This is a genomic window from Gymnodinialimonas phycosphaerae (assembly GCF_019195455.1).
GTDB classification, from domain to species: domain Bacteria; phylum Pseudomonadota; class Alphaproteobacteria; order Rhodobacterales; family Rhodobacteraceae; genus Gymnodinialimonas; species Gymnodinialimonas phycosphaerae.
In genome coordinates this window covers 2191612-2208782 of sequence record NZ_JAIMBW010000001.1, presented here as the reverse complement: position 1 = coordinate 2208782, position 17171 = coordinate 2191612, and the positions used below count along the sequence as shown (strand labels likewise).

The window sequence follows — 17171 nt, the reverse complement described above, 5'->3', positions numbered from 1 at the left end:
ATTTCGCATCTACCCAAGCGCGTCGTTGCAGCGCCCGCAAACCCCCGCGTGGGCGTGGTGGCCCACGTCCGGCAGGATCTTCCAGCAGCGCTGGCATTTCGCGCCGTTGGCTTTTTCGAACACGACCCCGATGCCTTCGACTTCTGGCATGCGGAAGGCCTCGGCCGGGATAGGATCGCCCGTCAGCGCGATGTCCGACGTGATCGTGATGTCGTCAAATGGCACCGTCTTCAACGCTGCAAGCACCTCTGCGTCGCGGGCGTGAACCACGGGCGCGGCCTCCAGCGACGCGCCGATGACCTTGTCCCGGCGCTGGATTTCCAGGGCCGAGGTAACCACCCGCCGCGCGGCGCGAACCTTGGCCCACTTCGCGGCTAAATCCGCGTCTCGCCACGCGTTGGGCGTCTCGGGGATGTCTTCCAGGTGGATCGAGGAGGCGTCGCCCGGGAACCGTTCCAGCCAGACCTCTTCCATCGTGAACACCAGTACCGGCGCGAGCCATGTCGTCAGGCGATGGAACAGGATGTCCAACACCGTCCGCGCGGCGCGGCGGCGGTCTGTATCGCCATCGCAATACAAGGCATCCTTGCGGATATCGAAGTAGAAGGCCGACAGGTCCGTGGTGGCGAAGGTGAAGACCGCCTGAAACACGCCCTGGAAGTCATACTTCGCGTAGCCGTCGCGCACGACGGCGTCCAACTCGGTCAGGCGGTGCAAAATCCAACGCTCCAACTCGGGCATTTCCGTTGGTTCCACGCGGTCCGCTTCGCTGAAATCAGCAAGCGAGCCAAGCATGAACCGCATCGTGTTGCGCAGTCGTCGATAGCTGTCGGCGGTGCCTTTCAAGATCTCATCGCCGATGCGTTGGTCGTTGGTGTAGTCGGTCTGTGCCACCCACAGGCGCAGGATATCGGCACCGTATTGCTTGACGATCTTGTCGGGTTCGATGGTGTTGCCGATGGACTTGGACATCTTCATGCCCTTCTCATCCAGCGTGAAGCCGTGGGTCAGTACGCCCCGGTACGGCGCGCGGCCTTGGGTGCCCACCGATTGCAACAAGGAAGAGTGGAACCAGCCGCGATGCTGGTCCGTGCCTTCCAGGTACAGATCTGCGATGCCATCCTCGGACCCGTCCTCACGGTCGCGCAGAACGAAGGCATGGGTGGAGCCTGAGTCAAACCAAACGTCAAGGATATCAAAGACCTGTGTATAGGCGTCCGGGTCCACGTCATTGCCCAGGAACCGCTCTTTCGCGCCGGGTTTGTACCACGCGTCCGCGCCCTCGGCCTCGAACGCCTCCAGTACGCGAGCGTTCACGGCCTCATTGCGCAGCAGGTAATCCGGGTCCGTGGGCAGTGCGCCCTTCTTGGTGAAACACGTCAGTGGCACGCCCCACGCGCGCTGGCGCGACAGGACCCAATCGGGCCTTGCTTCCATCATCGAATAGAGGCGGTTGCGCCCCGAGGGCGGCGTCCAAGTGACGTTGTCGATCTCGGTAAGTGCGCGCTCGCGGATGGTCTTGCCGAACTGGTCCTGGCCATCGCCTACCGGTTTGTCCACTGCTGCGAACCACTGTGGGGTGTTGCGGTAGATGATCGGCGCCTTGGAGCGCCACGAATGCGGGTAGCTGTGGTGAACCTTGCCGCGCGCCAGAAGCCCGCCGACCTCTACCAGTTTGTCAATCACGGCCTTGTTCGCGTCGCCCTCGCCGCCCTTGCGGTTAAGGATGTACTTGCCGCCGAAAAACGGCAGATCTTTGCGGAAGCTGCCGTCGTCCATCACGTTGTAGGTGATCACCTGCTCCAACATGCCGAGGTCACGGTAAAGCTCGTACTCCTCCATCCCGTGGGACGGCGCGCAGTGGACGAAGCCCGTGCCTTCTTCGTCAGACACGAAGTCACCATGGCGGAAATCGCGCGGCTCGTCCCATTCGCCGCCCGCGTTTTCAGCGCCGGCGAGGGGGTGGGAGAGGGTGATGCTTTCCAGTTCGGCCGTCGTGACGTCGCGCAGGCGGGTCCACATGCCGTCGTCCAGCCGGGCACGCGCCATGACGTCGCCCGCGCGGGTGTCGGCGAGGATGTATCTATCACCGACCGATGCCCAGGATTCGTCCGGCGTGCCGGTGACTTCATATAGCCCGTAGGCGGTGTCCCGCCCGAAGGTGACGGCCTTGTTGGAGGGGATCGTCCAAGGCGTTGTGGTCCAGATGACGACATATGCGCCGTCCAGTCCCGTGTCGCCGTTCGCTGCCGCAACCTTGAACTTCACCCAGATCGTGAAGCTGTCTTTATCGTGGTATTCCACTTCGGCCTCGGCCAGCGCCGTCTGCTCCACTGGCGACCACATCACGGGCTTGGAGCCCTGATAGAGCGTCCCGTTCATCAGGAACTTCTGGAATTCCTCCGCGATGATCCGCTCGGCGCGGAAATCCATCGTCAGGTAGGGCTTTTCCCAATTCCCGGTCACACCAAGGCGCTTGAACTCCTCGCGCTGGATATCGACCCAGCCCTCGGCGAACTTGCGGCATTCCTGGCGGAAGTCGACGACATCGACGTCGTCCTTGTTGCGACCCTTCTTGCGGTATTGCTCTTCGATCTTCCACTCGATCGGAAGGCCGTGGCAGTCCCAACCGGGGATATACCGCGCATCATGCCCCAGCATCTGCTGGCTGCGCACGACCATATCCTTGAGGATCTTGTTGAGCGCGTGGCCGATATGCAGGTGGCCGTTGGCATAGGGCGGGCCGTCGTGCAGCGTGAAGGGGGGACGGCCTTCCTTGGCGCGCAGACGGTCATAGATCCCCATCTTCTCCCACCGGGCCAGCCACTCGGGCTCGCGCTTGGGCAGGCCCGCGCGCATCGGGAAATCGGTCTTGGGCAGGTTCAAGGTGGACTTGTAGTCCACGGGCGTAGGTTGGTCGGCGCACATGTCGGGCGCTCCTCATTTTCGAATGTCATAGGGGGTGTAGCAGGGCGACGCGGAGGCTCAAGCCCCAACACGACGCGAAAATCCCGGCGTCTCTGCTCAGAGCGCCGGGGTGCTAATTCGAATGATGATGCCGAATTGCCGTGTCATGGGAACCCTATAGCGCCCCGCGCAGCAGAGGTCAAAGGGGCCTCAAGTAACGCGAAGCGTGGTAGGCCAAGGAACCTGCCTCAAGTAGCGCCAAGCGCGGTAGGCCATTAAAGCTGATCCTCAGCAGGAGCCGCCTACAATACCAAGGCCCAACAGGACAAGGAAGATACCGGCCATCGAGGCCCCGCCCGAGGCGATCAGGTTGGCAATGCGCGTGTCGCCCAGTCGCAGGGCTGCGACCTCTCCCAAACCGCCGATCATGATCGCGAGTCCGCCGAAGATGACCTTGCCGTAGTCGATGTAGCTGCACGTATAGACACCGTCCGACGTGCTGGTGTTGGTTATCTCGAAGCTGACGATCGCGCCCGCAATCACGAGCCCGATGGCAAGTTTGGAAAGTGTGGTGAGGTCCGAAAATTTCATGGTCAGGGTCCAAAGAGTAAGGGGTGTGCCAAGACAACACATGCCCAGCTCCCTTCGCAAGGCGGGTTTCCCGCCGTCCGGACGCCGGGTCGCATGGGCGCAGGCGGAGCGCGCCCTAAGGTGCAGTTCATGAAGATGACACTTGGCATTGCAGGCGCCGGGATCGGCGGCCTCGCGGCGGCGGCACTTTTGGCGAGGGACGGCCACGAGGTCGTGGTGTTCGATCGGTTCGCGGCACCCCGTCCGGTGGGGTCTGGCCTTGTGATCCAGCCCGTCGGAATGGACGTGCTGGACGCATGCGGTGCCGCTGCGGAAGTCGCGGCACGCGGCGCGCCGATCCAGCACATGTTCGGGGATGAGGCCGACAGCGGCAAAACGGTCCTCTCCGTGGCCTACGGCAAAACGCCGGACCGGCAGGGTCTTGGCATTCACCGTGCCGCATTGTTCAACGCGCTTTTTCAGGCGGCCAAAGGGGCGGGGGCGCGGATTGTGGCCTCCAGCCCGGTCACGGGCCGAGACGGGCAATACCTTGTTGTGAATGGCAAACGCGAGGGCCCGTTTGATTTGATCGTGGATGCCCTTGGTGCGAACTCGGCCCTGTCCCCCCCTGCGTGCGCGCGCACTGTCCTACGGGGCGGTTTGGGCCACCGTCCCTTGGCCGAGGGACGCGCCGTTTGCGCAGGATCGCCTGACCCAACGCTATCGCAAAGCCAACCGGATGCTCGGCATCCTGCCGGTCGGCACCATGGCTGACGCGCCGGCGCAGCGCCTTGCCGCGATCTTCTATTCGCTGCCCGTGGATGGCATAGACGCCCACTTCACGCGCCCGTTTGCCGACTGGCGGGCCGAGGCCGCGCAGCTTTGGCCAGATTTCACGGCGTACCTTCCCGACACCTTGTCCCACAAGGATTTCACCGCCGCCCGCTATACCCACGGCGCGTTGCGCAGGCCCTATGACGACGGCCTCGTCCATATCGGAGACGCCGCCCACCGCGCCTCTCCCCAGCTTGGACAAGGCGCCAACATGGCGCTTCTGGACGCCCGCGCGCTGCAACTTGCGCTGCGAGGAGCCCCGAAAAGGGGCGAGGAGGGGCTGCGGCGCTACGCCCAGGCCCGTAGGTATCACGTCGCGCTCTACCAAGCCTTTTCCGCCGCGTTTACGCGGCAATATCAATCCGATAGCGCTGTTTTGCCGATGCTCCGGGACCATGTCCTCGCGCCGCTCAGCCGGACATGGCCGGTGCCGCGCGTTCTCACCCGCCTCGTGTGTGGCGACATCATCCCGACGATGCCTGCTTTGACGCCGCGTCCACGGCGGGAGCCGCCGCTTCAGCCGCAAGAGCGCGGCTAAGCGCGCGTTCACGGAACACGATATAAAGGCCCGAGGCGATGGTTACCGCAATCCCCATCGCCGCCAAGCCATTGGGCAGATCACTGAACATCGCAAAGCCCACCAGGGTCGCGACCGGGATCTCCAGGTATTGCATCGGCGCGAGCGTGGCCGAGGGGGCATAGCGCAGGGACCACGTCATCAGCAAATGGCCGATGGACCCGAAGATCCCAAGGGCCACCAACAGCCAGACCTGCGCGCCCTGCGGCGTGACCCAGCCCGCCAGGGGGGCGACATCGGCGACCGGGAAAAACAGGAACGGCACGACCAGGGGCAGGGCGACAAGGCCCGACGCGCCCTGCAAGGCCAATGGGTCGATCTCGCGCGACATGGCGCGGGTCACCAGCATGAAGAAGGCGAAGGCAAAGGCCACGCCGATGGGCAGCAGCGCGGCCCACCCCACCGCGGCAAAGCTGGGTTGGACGACCATCAACGTGCCGATGAAGCCCACCGCACAAGCGATCAGGCGGCGGGGACCGACCTCTTCATCCAGGAAGAACCGCCCCAGAAGCAGCATCAGGAAGGGCATGACGAAGGCAATGGCCACGGCGTCGGCCAGCGGCAACACCCGCAGCGCCGAGAACATCAGCAAGAGCCCCGCGATTTGCAGGCAGGCGCGCAGAAGCGTCAGCCCCAAGACGCGGCGCGACGGGAACAGGTTGATGCCCGCCAAGACGGCCAGAGGTACGAACAGGATGGCCTGGGTCGCGAAGCGGACCACCACCAGTTGCAAAAGAGGGAAGTCCGCGCCCAACACCTTTGCCAGCGCGTCCGAGAAGGGGATCACGACGCAGAACCCGACCATCAACAAGATGCCAAGGAGCGGCCGATCAGGTGTCTGTGTCAGGGTGCCCATGGGGTTGCATGGCACGGACGCGGGGCGCTGTCAGCCCTCTGTCTTGCTGATGATCCCCGTCAGGGCGCGGCGGATCAGGCCAGTGACGCTGGGACGTCGGCCCTTGCCAAAGGGCAGTGGGCGGCAAACCTCCATCGCGGCGAGGCCCACGCGCGCGGTCAGGGCACCGTTCACCACGCCCTCGCCGAACCGGCGCGACAGCTTGGACAGGACCGAGCCGCCCAGGGCCGAGCCCAACAGATCGTCACCGATCGCCACTGCCCCCGTGGCCACCAGGTGCGTCATCACCGCCCGTGTCAGGCGCCAACTTCCCAAGGTGCCCGCGCGCCCGCCGTAGACCTCTGCGATGCGGCGGATCATGCGCAGGTTGGCCGTCAGCGCGACGGCAACGTCGGCCAGCGCCAAGGGAACCAACGCTGTCACGGTGGCGACCTGCCGCGCGGCGGCCTCGATCTCAGCTGCGGCCGCCTGGTCGAGCGACGCCATGACCTCAGCCTCGGCAAGCGCGAAAAGCGAGGCTGCGTCAAACAGGTCTTCGCGCTGGCGGTCCAGGGTGTCGCGCCCCAAACGTAGTTCGGCCCGCCCGGCATAGAGCGCCGAAAGCTGCCCCACGACCGCCCGCGCGCCTTTCAGATCCCCCTCCGCCAGCGCCGCCTCCGCCGCGCGGTGGACCCGGTCCAGCCGCCCAAGCCGGGAGAACGCGGCCAATTCACGCAGTGCGATCAGCACCAGCGCCAACAGCACGGCAGCGATCAGCCCGAAGGCGATCCAGCCCAGGATGGGGTTCGCCGCCAATAGGCCTGTTACGAAATTCCATGCCGCCAAAGAGGCCGCGAAGCCGATCAGGCCAAGCACCGCGGACCAAAAGAAGCGCGCCAACCGCGATGGGCGCTTGGCCCCCAACGTGGCGACCACCTGCATCGCGCGGCCATCGGGGGCGACAAGGCCCGCATCCGGTACCGGTGCCGCGGCCTCTGGCCCCGCCTCGGGGGCCTCATCCAACTCGATCAGCACGGGGCCTTTGCGCTCAGTCATGGGCATTGCCTTTCATCGCAATTTATCCCCGATCAGGAATTCCGCCGCCCGGTCCAGCCGGATGTGCGGCGGCCCATCGCCAGCGCGCAAAGACAGCGGTGCAGGGGCAAAGCGCATGACACCGAAATCTCCGTCCAACCAAGCCTCGGCGCCGGCACGGGCGGGCGTCAGCAGAACCGAGGGGTCCAGCGGCAAATCGCCCGGATGCAGCGCCGCTTGGCGTCCGTCTTCCAGGAGCGCGCCGCGCACCACGCCCAAATCGGCGCCGTCCACGCGCCGCGTCTCTTCCACCGTGGCGCGCAGCGCAGCGATTGCCATCGCGCCTGTGGCCGCGCCCGAGAAATCCGCGCGGCCCCGTGCATCAGCCACCAGGGCCTCCATGATCGCCTGCAAGCGCCCGTGCTGTTCATGGTACAAATGATCCGCCTTCGTCGCCGCGAACAGGATCTTGTCGACCCGCTTGCCGAGAATCGAGGACAGGAACGTGTTCCGTCCCGGGCGAAAGGTTGCCAATATGCCCGACAGGGCCTGCCGCAAGTCCTCGACCGCGGGGGGGCCGTTGTGGATGGCACCCAGCGCATCCACCAACACCACCTGCCGGTCGATCCGTGCGAAATGCGCGCGGAAGAAGGGTTTGACGACCTGGGATTTATAGGCCTCGTAGCGCCGCGCGAATTCGCGCGCCAGGCTGCCGCGCGGCGCGGGTCCGTCTGGCAGGGGCGCAAAGGTCAAAGCGGGCGAGCCTTCCAGATCGCCGGGCAGAAGGAAGCGTCCGGGCGTGCAGTCGGAATAGCCCGCCTCGCGCGCGGCGACCAGGTAGCGCGTCCAGTCGCGGGCAAGATCGGTGGCGGTGGCCTCGTCCAGCTTCGCCGAGGGGTCCAGCGCTTCGAGCCGCGCGATGAACCCTGCGCCTTCGGTCCGTGCGCGGGCCTTGGCCAGCGCCTCCGCCGACCACTGCGCGAAACTCTGCTCCAGCAGGCCAAGGTCCAACAGCCATTCGCCGGGGTAATCCACGATATCCAGATGCACCGTGCGCGGGCCCGACAGGCCCGACAACAGCCCCTTGGGCCGCACCCGCAAGGATACCCGCAATTCCGACACCGATCGCGTGCTGTCGGGCCAGAACGGGGTCTTGCCGGTCATGGCGGCCAGATGGCTTTCGAATTCAAAGCGGGGCACCGTGTCGTCAGGTTGCGGCTGCAGGTATGCCGCCTCGATCCGGCCCGAGGACGCGGCCTCCAGCCCCGCCATGCGGCCCCGGTCCAACAGGTTGGCCACCAACGAGGTGATGAAAACCGTCTTGCCGGACCGCGCCAGCCCGGTGACGCCCAAACGGATCACCGGCTCGAAGAATGCCTCCGACACCGTGTCCGACACGCTTTCGATCCCCCGTCCCAGGGTGTCTGCAATGGCTCCGATCACCAAGGGGGGCATCCTCTCGCGCTTGTGATTGCCCAGACATAAGCTTTCCGCTCAAAGGTTTCGAGTCTTGGTCAGGGCCAATGGACGGGGAGAGTTTCTTGGGTTAGCCCCGTAACATGCCCCGCTATGCCTTCAAGATCGAATATGATGGCCGCCCGTTCAAAGGCTGGCAGCGCCAGACCGACTTGCCCTCTGTGCAAGGGACGGTGGAAGCGGCCTTGGCGAAGTTGCAGAGTGATGTCCCCGGCATCGCTGCGGCGGGGCGCACGGACACGGGCGTGCACGCCTTGGGGCAGGTGGTTCATGCCGATTTACGGCGAGAGTGGGAGCCGTTTCGCCTGGCCGAGGCGTTGAATTACCACCTCAAACCCGCGCCGGTGGCCATCACCGCTTGCGCGCAGGTGACCGAGGCGTTTCACGCCCGGTTCGAGGCCACATGGCGCAGCTATACCTACCGTATCATCTGCCGCCGCGCGCCGTTGGTCCATGAGAGGGGTTTTGCTTGGGGCTTGCGCGGCGGCCTTGACGTGGCGGCCATGGCTGAGGGCGCAAGGCACCTGCTTGGCAAGCACGACTTCACCACCTTCCGCGCGACCCATTGCCAGGCGAACTCTCCGGTGAAAACGCTGGACGAGATATGGGTCGAGGCCGTGCCTTTGTCGGCAGGCCAGGAGGTTCGCTTTCACCTCAAGGCGCGTTCGTTCCTGCACAATCAGGTGCGCTCCATCGTTGGGTCACTGGAACATGTCGGATCGGGCGCATGGGCACCAGACGACATGCGCCGCGCGCTGGAAGCCTGCGACCGGGCGGAATGTGGCACCGTCGCCCCGCCCGAGGGGCTTTACATGACCGGGGTCGGCTACCCCATGGACCCGTTCACGGACGGCTGGAGAGACAGATGAATCCGATCCCCATCGTCAAAGAGCTGGTATTTGCCGGCGGCGGCCATACCCATGCGCTGGTCTTGCGAAAGTGGGCGATGAAGCCGGTGCCGGGGGTGCGCGTCACGGTAATCAACCCCGGCGCGACGGCACCCTATTCCGGGATGTTGCCGGGGCATCTGGCGGGGCACTACGCCCGCGAGGATCTGGATATCGATCTGGTGCGGCTGGCGCGCTTTGCCGGTGCGCGGCTGTTGATCGACCGGGCCGTGGCGATTGATGCAGGGGCGAAGGTCGTGCGCTTGGCCTCGGGCCGCGCGGTGCCCTACGACATCATGTCGCTCGATGTGGGGATCACCTCCGAGATGCCGTCGCTGCCCGGATTTGCGGAACGTGGGATTGCGGCGAAGCCTTTGGGCAAATTCGCGGACATCTGGGCCGCGACCTGCGCCGGGGAGGGCGCGATCACGATCGCGGTCATCGGCGGCGGCGTTGCAGGATGCGAGGTGGCCATGGCCGCTGTGCACCGGATGCGCGTGCTGGGTCGGGAGGTTTCCGTCAGCGTGATCGACCGGGGCGAGGTGCTGTCGTCCGTCGTCCCCTCTGCGCGCAAGACATTGCTGGCGGCGCTCGCAGACCATGACGTCAGACTGGTCGAAGGCACGGCGATTGCCTCGGTGGAAGATGCGGCGGTGGTGTTGGAGGACGGGCGGCGGATCGCCTCGGACCTGACAATCGGCACAGCAGGGGCCACGCCCCAGCCCTGGGTCGCCGAAAGCGGGCTGCCTTGCAAGGATGGCTTTCTGGAGGTGGATGAATACCTGCGCTCACCGGCGGATCCCACGATCTATGGGGCGGGCGATTGCGTGCATCTGGTGCATGACCCACGCCCCAAGGCGGGCGTTTATGCGGTGCGCGCGGCGCCCGTTCTGGCCCACAACATCCGGGCGGATCTGTTGGGATTGCAGCGCAAGGCGTTCCATCCCCAGAAGGATTTCCTGAAACTGGTGTCCCTTGGCGGGCAGGTTGCGTTGGCCGAAAAATCGGGCTTCGCCCTCTCTGGCCCCGTGATGTGGAAGTTAAAGAACCGCATCGACCAGAAATTCATGGACAAGTTTCGGCACCTGCCTGACATGCCTGTGCCAACCGCGCCGCGTGGCGCTGCCAAGGGCGTCGCGGCTGAAATGGCCGGACCCGCCCTCTGCGGCGGATGCGGGGCCAAGCTTGCCTCCGGCGCGCTTTCAGGCGTGCTTGCGCAGGCCCATGGCGCTTCGCGCGACGATGTGAGTGCGGTTGCAGGGGATGATGCAGCGGTTTTGCACATGGGGGGCGCACGGCAAGTGATCAGCACGGATCACCTGCGCGGTTTCGCCCTGGATCCGGCTTTGGTCGCCAAGGCGGCAGCGGTTCACGCCTTGGGCGACATCTGGGCCATGGGGGCCGCGCCGCAAGCGGCGTTGGCACAGGTGATCCTGCCACGCATGGCGGCGCGGTTGCAGGGCAAATGGCTGGATGAGGTGATGCAGGCCGCCGGAGAAATCTTTGCGGCTGAAGGCGTGGCCATCGTCGGCGGGCATTCTTCGGGCGGGACGGAGTTGACCGTGGGGTTCACGGTTACGGGGCTGTTACAGCGCGATCCGATCACGCTGGAGGGCGCCAAGCCCGGGGACGCGCTGGTCCTGACGAAGCCGATCGGCACCGGCGTGGTCCTGGCCGCCGAAATGCAGACGAAGGCCCATGGCGAGGATGTCCTTGCCTGCTGGAAGGCCATGACGCGGCCCTCGGGCGAGGTAGCACGGGCGTTGGCGCCCTTGGCCCATGCGATGACTGACGTGACGGGGTTCGGCCTTGCGGGGCACCTTGGCAATATCTGCGCGGCCTCTAGCGTCGGCGCGGATATCGTACTGGATGCCGTGCCACTGCTGGCCGGTGCCCACCCCTTGGCGGCGCAAGGCATCCGGTCGAGCCTTTGGGCCCAGAACCGGGCGTCGATCCTTTGCGAGGTCCCGGACACCCCACTGGCCGACCTGATGTTCGATCCGCAAACAGCGGGGGGGCTGCTGGCGGCCATGCCCGCGAAGCAGGCCGACGCGATCCCCGGCGCCATCCGCATTGGTGAGATCACCGACCGTCCGGGCCTGCGGTTCAGCTAGGCACGGTGGCCTCTGGACACTGCCGCCCTTGGGCCTAAGGTTCCCCAAACCCATGACCTCTTTAGAAAGGCTTGCCAGATGTCGAAATTCGGCTCCAGCCAATCCGTGACCCGCGTTGAAGACACCCGCTTCCTGACCGGGGCGGGGGGCTATGTGGATGACATCGCGCCCGCAGGCGCGCTGCACGGCTATGTCCTGCGCGCAACCATGGCCCATGGTGCGATCACCGGGTTGGACGTGGATGAGGCCCGCGCGGCCCCCGGCGTCCACGCCGTGATGACCGCCGCCGATCTCGCAGAGGCGGGCGTGAAAAATGCGATGCGCTTCTTCCGAGCCGACAATCAGGACGGCACCAAGGGCAACGCCGCCCCGCGTCCAATCCTGGCCGAGGGGCGCGTGCGGTTCGTGGGCGATGCGCTGGCCTTCATCGTGGCCGAGACGCCGCAACAAGCGAAGGACGCCGCCGAGATGATCGTGCTGGACGTCGATGACCTGCCGGTGAAGCTTGACATCACCCCCGGTGGCCCGGTGATCCACGAAAGTGCCCCCGATAACGTCGTCTACGACTTCGCCATGGGGGATGAAACTGCGACCGATGCCGCCCTCGCGGCCTCCGCCCATGTCGTGACGCTGACCAGTTACGATAACCGTGTCATCGTGAACTCGATGGAGCCGCGTGGCTGTTTCGCGGAAATGGAGGGCGACCGCCTGCATCTGGCCGTGAACGGGCAGGGCGTTTGGGGGATCAAGAAGGACCTCGCCAAACTGCTGGGGATGGACGCGGGCCAGATCCGCGTCACCAACCCCGACGTCGGCGGCGGTTTCGGCATGAAGGCGATGGGCTATCCCGAATATCTGCTGGTGGCGCTTGCCACCAGGCAGCTTGGCCGCCCCGTCCGCTGGATGGCGGAGCGCACGGAGGCGATGCTGTCCGACAACGCGGGCCGCGACCTTAGCGTGACCTGTACGCTTGGCTTTGATGCCGACCACAAGATCACCGCTTACAAGGTCGATAGCCTGTCGAACATGGGGGCGTATAACTCGGAATTCGGGCAAGGCATCCAATCGGCGCTGTTTTCCAAGGTTCTGGCCGGGGCCTATGATGTGCAGGTCACGCACTTCCGCAACCGGGGCGTGTTCACCAACACCACGCAGGTCGATGCCTACCGGGGCGCGGGCCGACCCGAGGCGATCTATGCGCTAGAGCGGGTGATGGATTTCGCCGCACGCCAGTTGGGCGTGGACCCGCTGGAACTGCGCCGCAAGAACTTCATCGCCCCTGACGCCTTCCCCTACACCTCGGCCACCGGAGAGCTTTATGACGTGGGCGAATTTGCCCGTGTGATGACCCGCGCCGAGGCCGAGGCCGATGTCGCAGGCTTCGCGGCGCGGCGAGCGGCGGACGCGGCGCAAGGCAAGCTGCGCGGCCTAGGCGTGGCGTTCTACATCGAAAGCATCCTCGGCTCGCCCGAGGAAACCGCGACGGTGGAATTGACCGACAAGGGCGCCACGCTTTACGTCGGCACCCAGTCCAACGGGCAGGGCCACGAAACGGTCTATCGCCAGATCCTGCACGATCAGACCGGGCTGCCGTTCGATCAGATCGAGGTCGTCCAAGGTGACAGCGACCGGATCGCCCACGGCGGTGGGACCGGCGGATCACGCTCGGTCACAACGCAGGGAACGGCGATGCGCGCGACGGCGGATGTGTTAATCTCGGGGTTAGCCGCGTTTTTGGAGGATGACATGGACGCCCGCGACATCAGTTTCGACGCAGAGGAGGGCGTATTCCGCGCGCCCGGCTCGAACGTCGTGGTGACGTTGCTGGAAGCGGCCGCGCGGGCCAGGTCTGCGGGCCGTGCGGAGCTGGCCCGCGCGTCAGAGACGACGACGCTGCCCGGCCGCTCCTACCCCAACGGATGCCATATTGCAGAGGTGGTGATTGACCGCGACACCGGAGAGACCCGCGTGGACCGCTATACCGTGGCCGACGATTTCGGCATCCTGATGAACCCGATGCTGGCCGAAGGGCAAGTCCACGGTGGCGTGGCCCAGGGCATCGGGCAGGCACTCATGGAACACACGGTCTTCGACGAAGACGGCCAGCTTCTGACTGCGACCTTCATGGATTACGGCATGCCGCGCGCCGACGATGTCCCGATGATCGGCTTCCATACAGAGGTGATCCCCTCGACGGCGAACGTGCTTGGCATGAAGGGCTGTGGCGAAGCCGGAACCGTCGGTGCCCTTGGGGCTGTGGCCAACGGGGTGCAGGATGCGCTGTGGCCCCTGGGCGTGCGGCAGGTGGACATGCCCTTCACGCCGTCGCGGGTTTGGGGGATGTTGCAAGACGCCCCGGATGAGGTGCCCATTGCCGCGCAGTGACGGCATATGGGGCTGGCTGCCCCGCGTGTTTGGCGGCTTTCGCCAAGCACCGGAGCCCGCGCCCACCCCGCAGGAGATCTGCACCCATGTGATCCTTCTGGACGGCACGATGTCGTCGCTTGCGCCGGGGGATGAGACCAACATCGGGCTGACCTACCGCCTGTTGATGGATCTGCCCCGCGACGCAGGCGTGCGGATCTACTATGAGCCCGGTATCCAGTGGCGCGGCCTGCGCCGCGCCCACGAGGTCATGGCAGGCATCGGCATCAACCGCCAGATCTGCCGTGCCTATGCCTGGCTGTCGGCGTCCTATCGGCCCGGTGATCGGGTGATCCTCATGGGGTACTCACGGGGGGCCTATGCGGTCCGGTCCCTTGGGGGGCTGATCGACCAGATGGGGCTTCTGCGGCCTGAAGCCTTGAACCAGGCGCGGGTGGAAGAGATCTATGAACTGTACCGCACCGGCCGTGATCGCACAGCGGTGGCAGAGATGACGGCGGCCTATTGCCGTGCCGACGTGCCGGTCACGTTTCTGGGCATCTACGACACCGTGCGGGCGCTTGGCATCCGTTACCCGTTGGTGTGGCGTTTCCTGCCGCTGCCTCACCCCTACCACACCCATACCCTCGGGCCGCATATCGAGGTAGCCCGCCAGGCGCTGGCGCTGGATGAAACGCGGGTCGCCTATAGGCCGATCCTTTGGGATACCTCCGGGGCCGAGCCGGGGCAAAGCGTGGTGCAGATGTGGTTCAAGGGCAGCCATGGCGACATTGGCGGGCAGTTGAACGGACGCGCCGAGGCGCGGCCCCGTGCGAATGTGGCCCTGACGTGGATGCTGGAGGAGGCAGAAGCGACCGGCCTGCGGCTGCCGCCCGATTGGCGCGCCCGGTTTCCGGCCGATCCAGATGCGCCATCGGTGGGTAATTTCACCGGGTTCGGGAAGTTTTTCTGGGAACGTCGTCGCCGCGAGGTGGGGCGCGACGCATCCGAGGTGCTGCACCCCAGCGCGGCGGCATGGGCAAAGGCGCGGGGCATCGAGCTTGTGGACCTCGAAACCGCCCTTAACTGAAAAGACTGCGCATCGTTTTGGCCCTAGGTGCCGCGCGGCTTCACGCGCAGCGTCGGATCTGCCTCCCGCGGGTCCTCGGGCCAGGGGTGGCGCGGGTAGCGGGCGCGCATGTCCTTGCGGACATCGGCGTAAGAGCCATCCCAGAAGCCCGGCAAGTCGGTCGTGACTTGCACGGGCCGTTGCGCTGGCGACAGAAGCGTGACCTTCAGGGGCAGTCTGTCGGGGCCGATCAAGGGATGCTTAGTTGTTCCGAAGACCTCCTGCAGGCGCAACGCGACCTCGGGCGCATCGCCTGAATAATCGATTGCAATCCGACGGTTCATCGGCGTCGTCCAGACTTCCGGGGCGAGGCGGTTGACCTCCTGCAAGGCGTCCCAGCCAAGCCACGCCTCAAGGGCCGGGGCCGGATCGAAGCGCGCCAGGTCGGCCGCCGACCGAACACCGGAAAGGAAGGGGGCCGCCCAATCGGACAGCGCGTCGGCAAGCGCCTCGTCCGACACATCCGCGACGCCCGAATAAGCCACCCGCGCCCGCAACAGACGCGCGCTTTTGGACCAGCCAAGTGCCGCGATCCCAAGGTCGCGGATGCCGTCCATCGCGGCCCCGATCATCGCATCTGCGGGGGCGTCCTTCCATGCCCGGTCCGCCAGAACCAGCGCGCCAAAGCGCTCTTGCTGGCGGGTTTCCACCCGGCGGTGGCGCTTGGACCATTGGCAAACGTCGTGCCAGCCGATCTGGTCGGCGTAAAGCCTGCGCAGATCATTCTCCGAGACCTCAACCCCCAGTCGCACGCGCGCTTCGCGCGGGTTGCCATCCAGATCCGTCGCCACGATCAGGCGCGCCCCGCTTAGCCCATCGCCATCGGACAGCACGGCCCCTTTCCCGCCCGAAAGGACATAGCGCGGCTGGTCGCCTGCGCGGCGCAGGCCGATACGGTCGGGATAGGCCAACGCGGCCTGCGCACCGACGCTTTGCTGCGCGCCGCCTTCAAACCGTTTTAACCGCTTGGCGTCTTGACGCACGCGGGCCAAAACGCCCGCATCGCCGTCTCGCGTGTCCAATGCCCGTAAGCGCAGGGTCAAATCCGCTCCCACCCCCCTGAGCGGATCACGCTCGGCCATCAGTGCCGCAAGCCGCGCCGCGCCGGGGCCGCCTTGGGTCACCATGTGCGCCAGACGCGGGTGCAGGGGCAGGCGCGCCAGCTTGCGGCCGTGGGGCGTGATCGTGCGGCCGTCGAGGGCCCCCAACGCTTGCAACAAGGCCCGCGCTTCCCCCAGCGCGCCCTCGGGCGGCGGCGTCAGAAATGCCAGCCCGTCCGCGTTGCCCCAAAGCGCTAGCTCCAGCGCCAGCGAGGTCAGATCCGCGGCCTCGATCTCGGCGGGGGGAAAGGCGGGCAGGGCGCCCTCGGCCCCTTTGGTCCACATCCGGTAACATACGCCCGCCGCCACACGGCCCGCGCGGCCCCGGCGCTGATCGGCTTCGGCCCGGCTGACCGGCTCTGTCACCAGCCGCGCCATGCCAGAGTCGGGGTCGAACCGCGCCCGCCGGGCGCGCCCCGCATCGACCACGACGCGGACGTCTTCGATGGTCAGGGAGGTTTCGGCAATGGACGTGGCAAGCACCAGTTTGCGACCCGCGCCCTCGGGCCGGATCGCCGCGCGCTGGTCGGCCAGCTTCATCGCCCCGAACAGGGGCCGGATGACAACGTCCTTCGGCAAACGGCCCTGCAACGCGCCCTCGACCCGGCGAATCTCGCCCTCTCCGGGCAGGAACACAAGGCAGCCGCCCGCGACCTCTTCCATGGCCAGCACGACCAGATCGGCGACCGAGGCCTCGAACCGCGTGTCGCGGTGGGGGGGCTTGGACAGCCACCGCGTCTCGACCGGGAAGGCCCGCCCCTCGGACGAGACAAGCGGCGCATCGTCCAGCAAGGCGGCCACGGGCCCCGCGTCCAATGTCGCGGACATGACCACCAGCCACAGGTCATCTCGCAAGGCGCCGCGTACCTCCCAGGTCAGTGCCAAACCCAGGTCCGCGTTCAACGACCGTTCGTGGAACTCATCGAAGATCACCGCGCCGACGCCCGGTAATTCCGGGTTGTCCTGCAACATCCGTGTCAGGATGCCCTCGGTCACCACCTCGATCCGCGTGTCGGGGCCCACGGCGCTATCGCCGCGCACGCGGTAGCCGACGGTTGCGCCCACGTCCTCGCCCAAGGTCTGCGCCATGCGCTCTGCCGCTGCGCGGGTGGCAAGGCGGCGGGGCTCCAGCATCAGGATCTTGCCCGTGACCTCGGGCAGCAATGCCAAGGGCACCCGTGTGGTCTTGCCCGCGCCCGGGGGGGCTTGCAAGACGGCGCGTCCCTGCGCGCGCAGGGCTGCGACCAGTTCGGGAAGGATGGCGTCGATGGGCAAGTGCATGGCCTCCGCGATAGGGGGCGGGCGGGGCTGCGTCAACGGCTGGACACGGGCCGCACCAGTGG

12 protein-coding genes are annotated in these 17171 nt (G+C 66.2%); 6 read left to right on the top strand and 6 right to left on the bottom strand.

Annotated features, from left to right (window positions below; genetic code table 11):
• Positions 1 to 9: 9 nt before the first annotated feature.
• Both ileS and KUL25_RS10930 read right to left on the bottom strand, forming a co-directional pair.
• On the bottom strand, positions 10 to 2928 hold the full coding sequence (gene ileS / locus KUL25_RS10935) for an isoleucine--tRNA ligase (protein ID WP_257892966.1): 2919 nt from the start codon (positions 2926 to 2928) through the stop codon (positions 10 to 12).
• Positions 2929 to 3195: 267 nt separating this feature from the next.
• Complete coding sequence (locus KUL25_RS10930) at positions 3196 to 3498, bottom strand: hypothetical protein (protein WP_257892965.1); 303 nt, start codon at positions 3496 to 3498, stop codon at positions 3196 to 3198.
• 129 nt (positions 3499 to 3627) lie between these two features.
• Between KUL25_RS10930 and KUL25_RS10925 the strand changes: the two genes are divergently transcribed.
• Positions 3628 to 4251, top strand: coding sequence for an FAD-dependent oxidoreductase (locus tag KUL25_RS10925; RefSeq protein WP_257892964.1), 624 nt, complete (start codon positions 3628 to 3630; stop codon positions 4249 to 4251).
• On the top strand, positions 4244 to 4849 hold the full coding sequence (locus tag KUL25_RS10920; RefSeq protein ID WP_257892963.1) for an FAD-dependent oxidoreductase: 606 nt from the start codon (positions 4244 to 4246) through the stop codon (positions 4847 to 4849). The genes KUL25_RS10925 and KUL25_RS10920 overlap by 8 nt, the downstream gene beginning before the upstream one ends.
• On the opposite strand, the gene KUL25_RS10915 is transcribed toward KUL25_RS10920, so the two are convergent.
• From KUL25_RS10915 to KUL25_RS10905, 3 genes are read right to left on the bottom strand one after another with little or no spacing between them, the layout of a single operon-like run.
• Positions 4776 to 5744, bottom strand: coding sequence for a DMT family transporter (locus tag KUL25_RS10915; RefSeq protein ID WP_257892962.1), 969 nt, complete (start codon positions 5742 to 5744; stop codon positions 4776 to 4778). The two genes, KUL25_RS10920 and KUL25_RS10915, sit on opposite strands and share 74 nt — an antisense overlap.
• Before the next feature lie 30 nt (positions 5745 to 5774).
• The gene (locus KUL25_RS10910) at positions 5775 to 6779 is read right to left on the bottom strand and encodes a YcjF family protein (RefSeq protein ID WP_257892961.1); all 1005 of its coding nucleotides are present in this window, start codon (positions 6777 to 6779) and stop codon (positions 5775 to 5777) included.
• 12 nt (positions 6780 to 6791) lie between these two features.
• A complete protein-coding gene (locus KUL25_RS10905) occupies positions 6792 to 8204 on the bottom strand; it encodes a YcjX family GTP-binding protein (RefSeq protein ID WP_257892960.1) in 1413 nt (470 codons plus the stop codon).
• A 113-nt stretch (positions 8205 to 8317) separates the two neighbouring features.
• On the opposite strand from KUL25_RS10905, the gene truA reads away from it, so the two are divergent.
• From truA to KUL25_RS10885, 4 genes are all read left to right on the top strand, one after another.
• Positions 8318 to 9103, top strand: a complete 786-nt coding sequence (gene truA / locus KUL25_RS10900) for a tRNA pseudouridine(38-40) synthase TruA (RefSeq protein WP_257892959.1) — start codon at positions 8318 to 8320, stop codon at positions 9101 to 9103.
• Positions 9100 to 11235, top strand: a complete 2136-nt coding sequence (selD, locus tag KUL25_RS10895) for a selenide, water dikinase SelD (RefSeq protein ID WP_257892958.1) — start codon at positions 9100 to 9102, stop codon at positions 11233 to 11235. The genes truA and selD overlap by 4 nt, the downstream gene beginning before the upstream one ends.
• Positions 11236 to 11313: 78 nt before the next feature.
• Entirely contained in the window at positions 11314 to 13620 is a 2307-nt protein-coding gene (locus tag KUL25_RS10890; protein ID WP_257892957.1) for a xanthine dehydrogenase family protein molybdopterin-binding subunit, read from the top strand.
• Positions 13595 to 14689 carry a DUF2235 domain-containing protein gene (locus tag KUL25_RS10885; RefSeq protein WP_257892956.1) on the top strand — a complete coding sequence of 365 codons (1095 nt, stop codon included), beginning with the start codon at positions 13595 to 13597 and terminating at the stop codon, positions 14687 to 14689. Before KUL25_RS10890 ends, KUL25_RS10885 begins: the two co-directional genes overlap by 26 nt.
• A 23-nt stretch (positions 14690 to 14712) precedes the next feature.
• On the opposite strand, the gene hrpB is transcribed toward KUL25_RS10885, so the two are convergent.
• The gene (gene hrpB / locus KUL25_RS10880; protein ID WP_257892955.1) at positions 14713 to 17109 is read right to left on the bottom strand and encodes an ATP-dependent helicase HrpB; all 2397 of its coding nucleotides are present in this window, start codon (positions 17107 to 17109) and stop codon (positions 14713 to 14715) included.
• Positions 17110 to 17171 lie beyond the last annotated feature (62 nt).

What these genes read in the sequence shown, in the direction of transcription:
- KUL25_RS10890 (WP_257892957.1), top strand. Translation starts at nt 11,314, where the DNA reads ATGTCGAAATTCGGCTCCAGCCAATCCGTGACCCGCGTTGAAGACACC.
- truA (WP_257892959.1), top strand. Translation starts at nt 8,318, where the DNA reads ATGCCCCGCTATGCCTTCAAGATCGAATATGATGGCCGCCCGTTCAAA.
- KUL25_RS10930 (WP_257892965.1), bottom strand. Translation starts at nt 3,498, where the DNA reads ATGAAATTTTCGGACCTCACCACACTTTCCAAACTTGCCATCGGGCTC.
- KUL25_RS10910 (WP_257892961.1), bottom strand. Translation starts at nt 6,779, where the DNA reads ATGACTGAGCGCAAAGGCCCCGTGCTGATCGAGTTGGATGAGGCCCCC.
- KUL25_RS10920 (WP_257892963.1), top strand. Translation starts at nt 4,244, where the DNA reads ATGGCTGACGCGCCGGCGCAGCGCCTTGCCGCGATCTTCTATTCGCTG.
- selD (WP_257892958.1), top strand. Translation starts at nt 9,100, where the DNA reads ATGAATCCGATCCCCATCGTCAAAGAGCTGGTATTTGCCGGCGGCGGC.
- KUL25_RS10925 (WP_257892964.1), top strand. Translation starts at nt 3,628, where the DNA reads ATGAAGATGACACTTGGCATTGCAGGCGCCGGGATCGGCGGCCTCGCG.
- KUL25_RS10885 (WP_257892956.1), top strand. Translation starts at nt 13,595, where the DNA reads ATGAGGTGCCCATTGCCGCGCAGTGACGGCATATGGGGCTGGCTGCCC.
- KUL25_RS10915 (WP_257892962.1), bottom strand. Translation starts at nt 5,744, where the DNA reads ATGGGCACCCTGACACAGACACCTGATCGGCCGCTCCTTGGCATCTTG.
- hrpB (WP_257892955.1), bottom strand. Translation starts at nt 17,109, where the DNA reads ATGCACTTGCCCATCGACGCCATCCTTCCCGAACTGGTCGCAGCCCTG.
- ileS (WP_257892966.1), bottom strand. Translation starts at nt 2,928, where the DNA reads ATGTGCGCCGACCAACCTACGCCCGTGGACTACAAGTCCACCTTGAAC.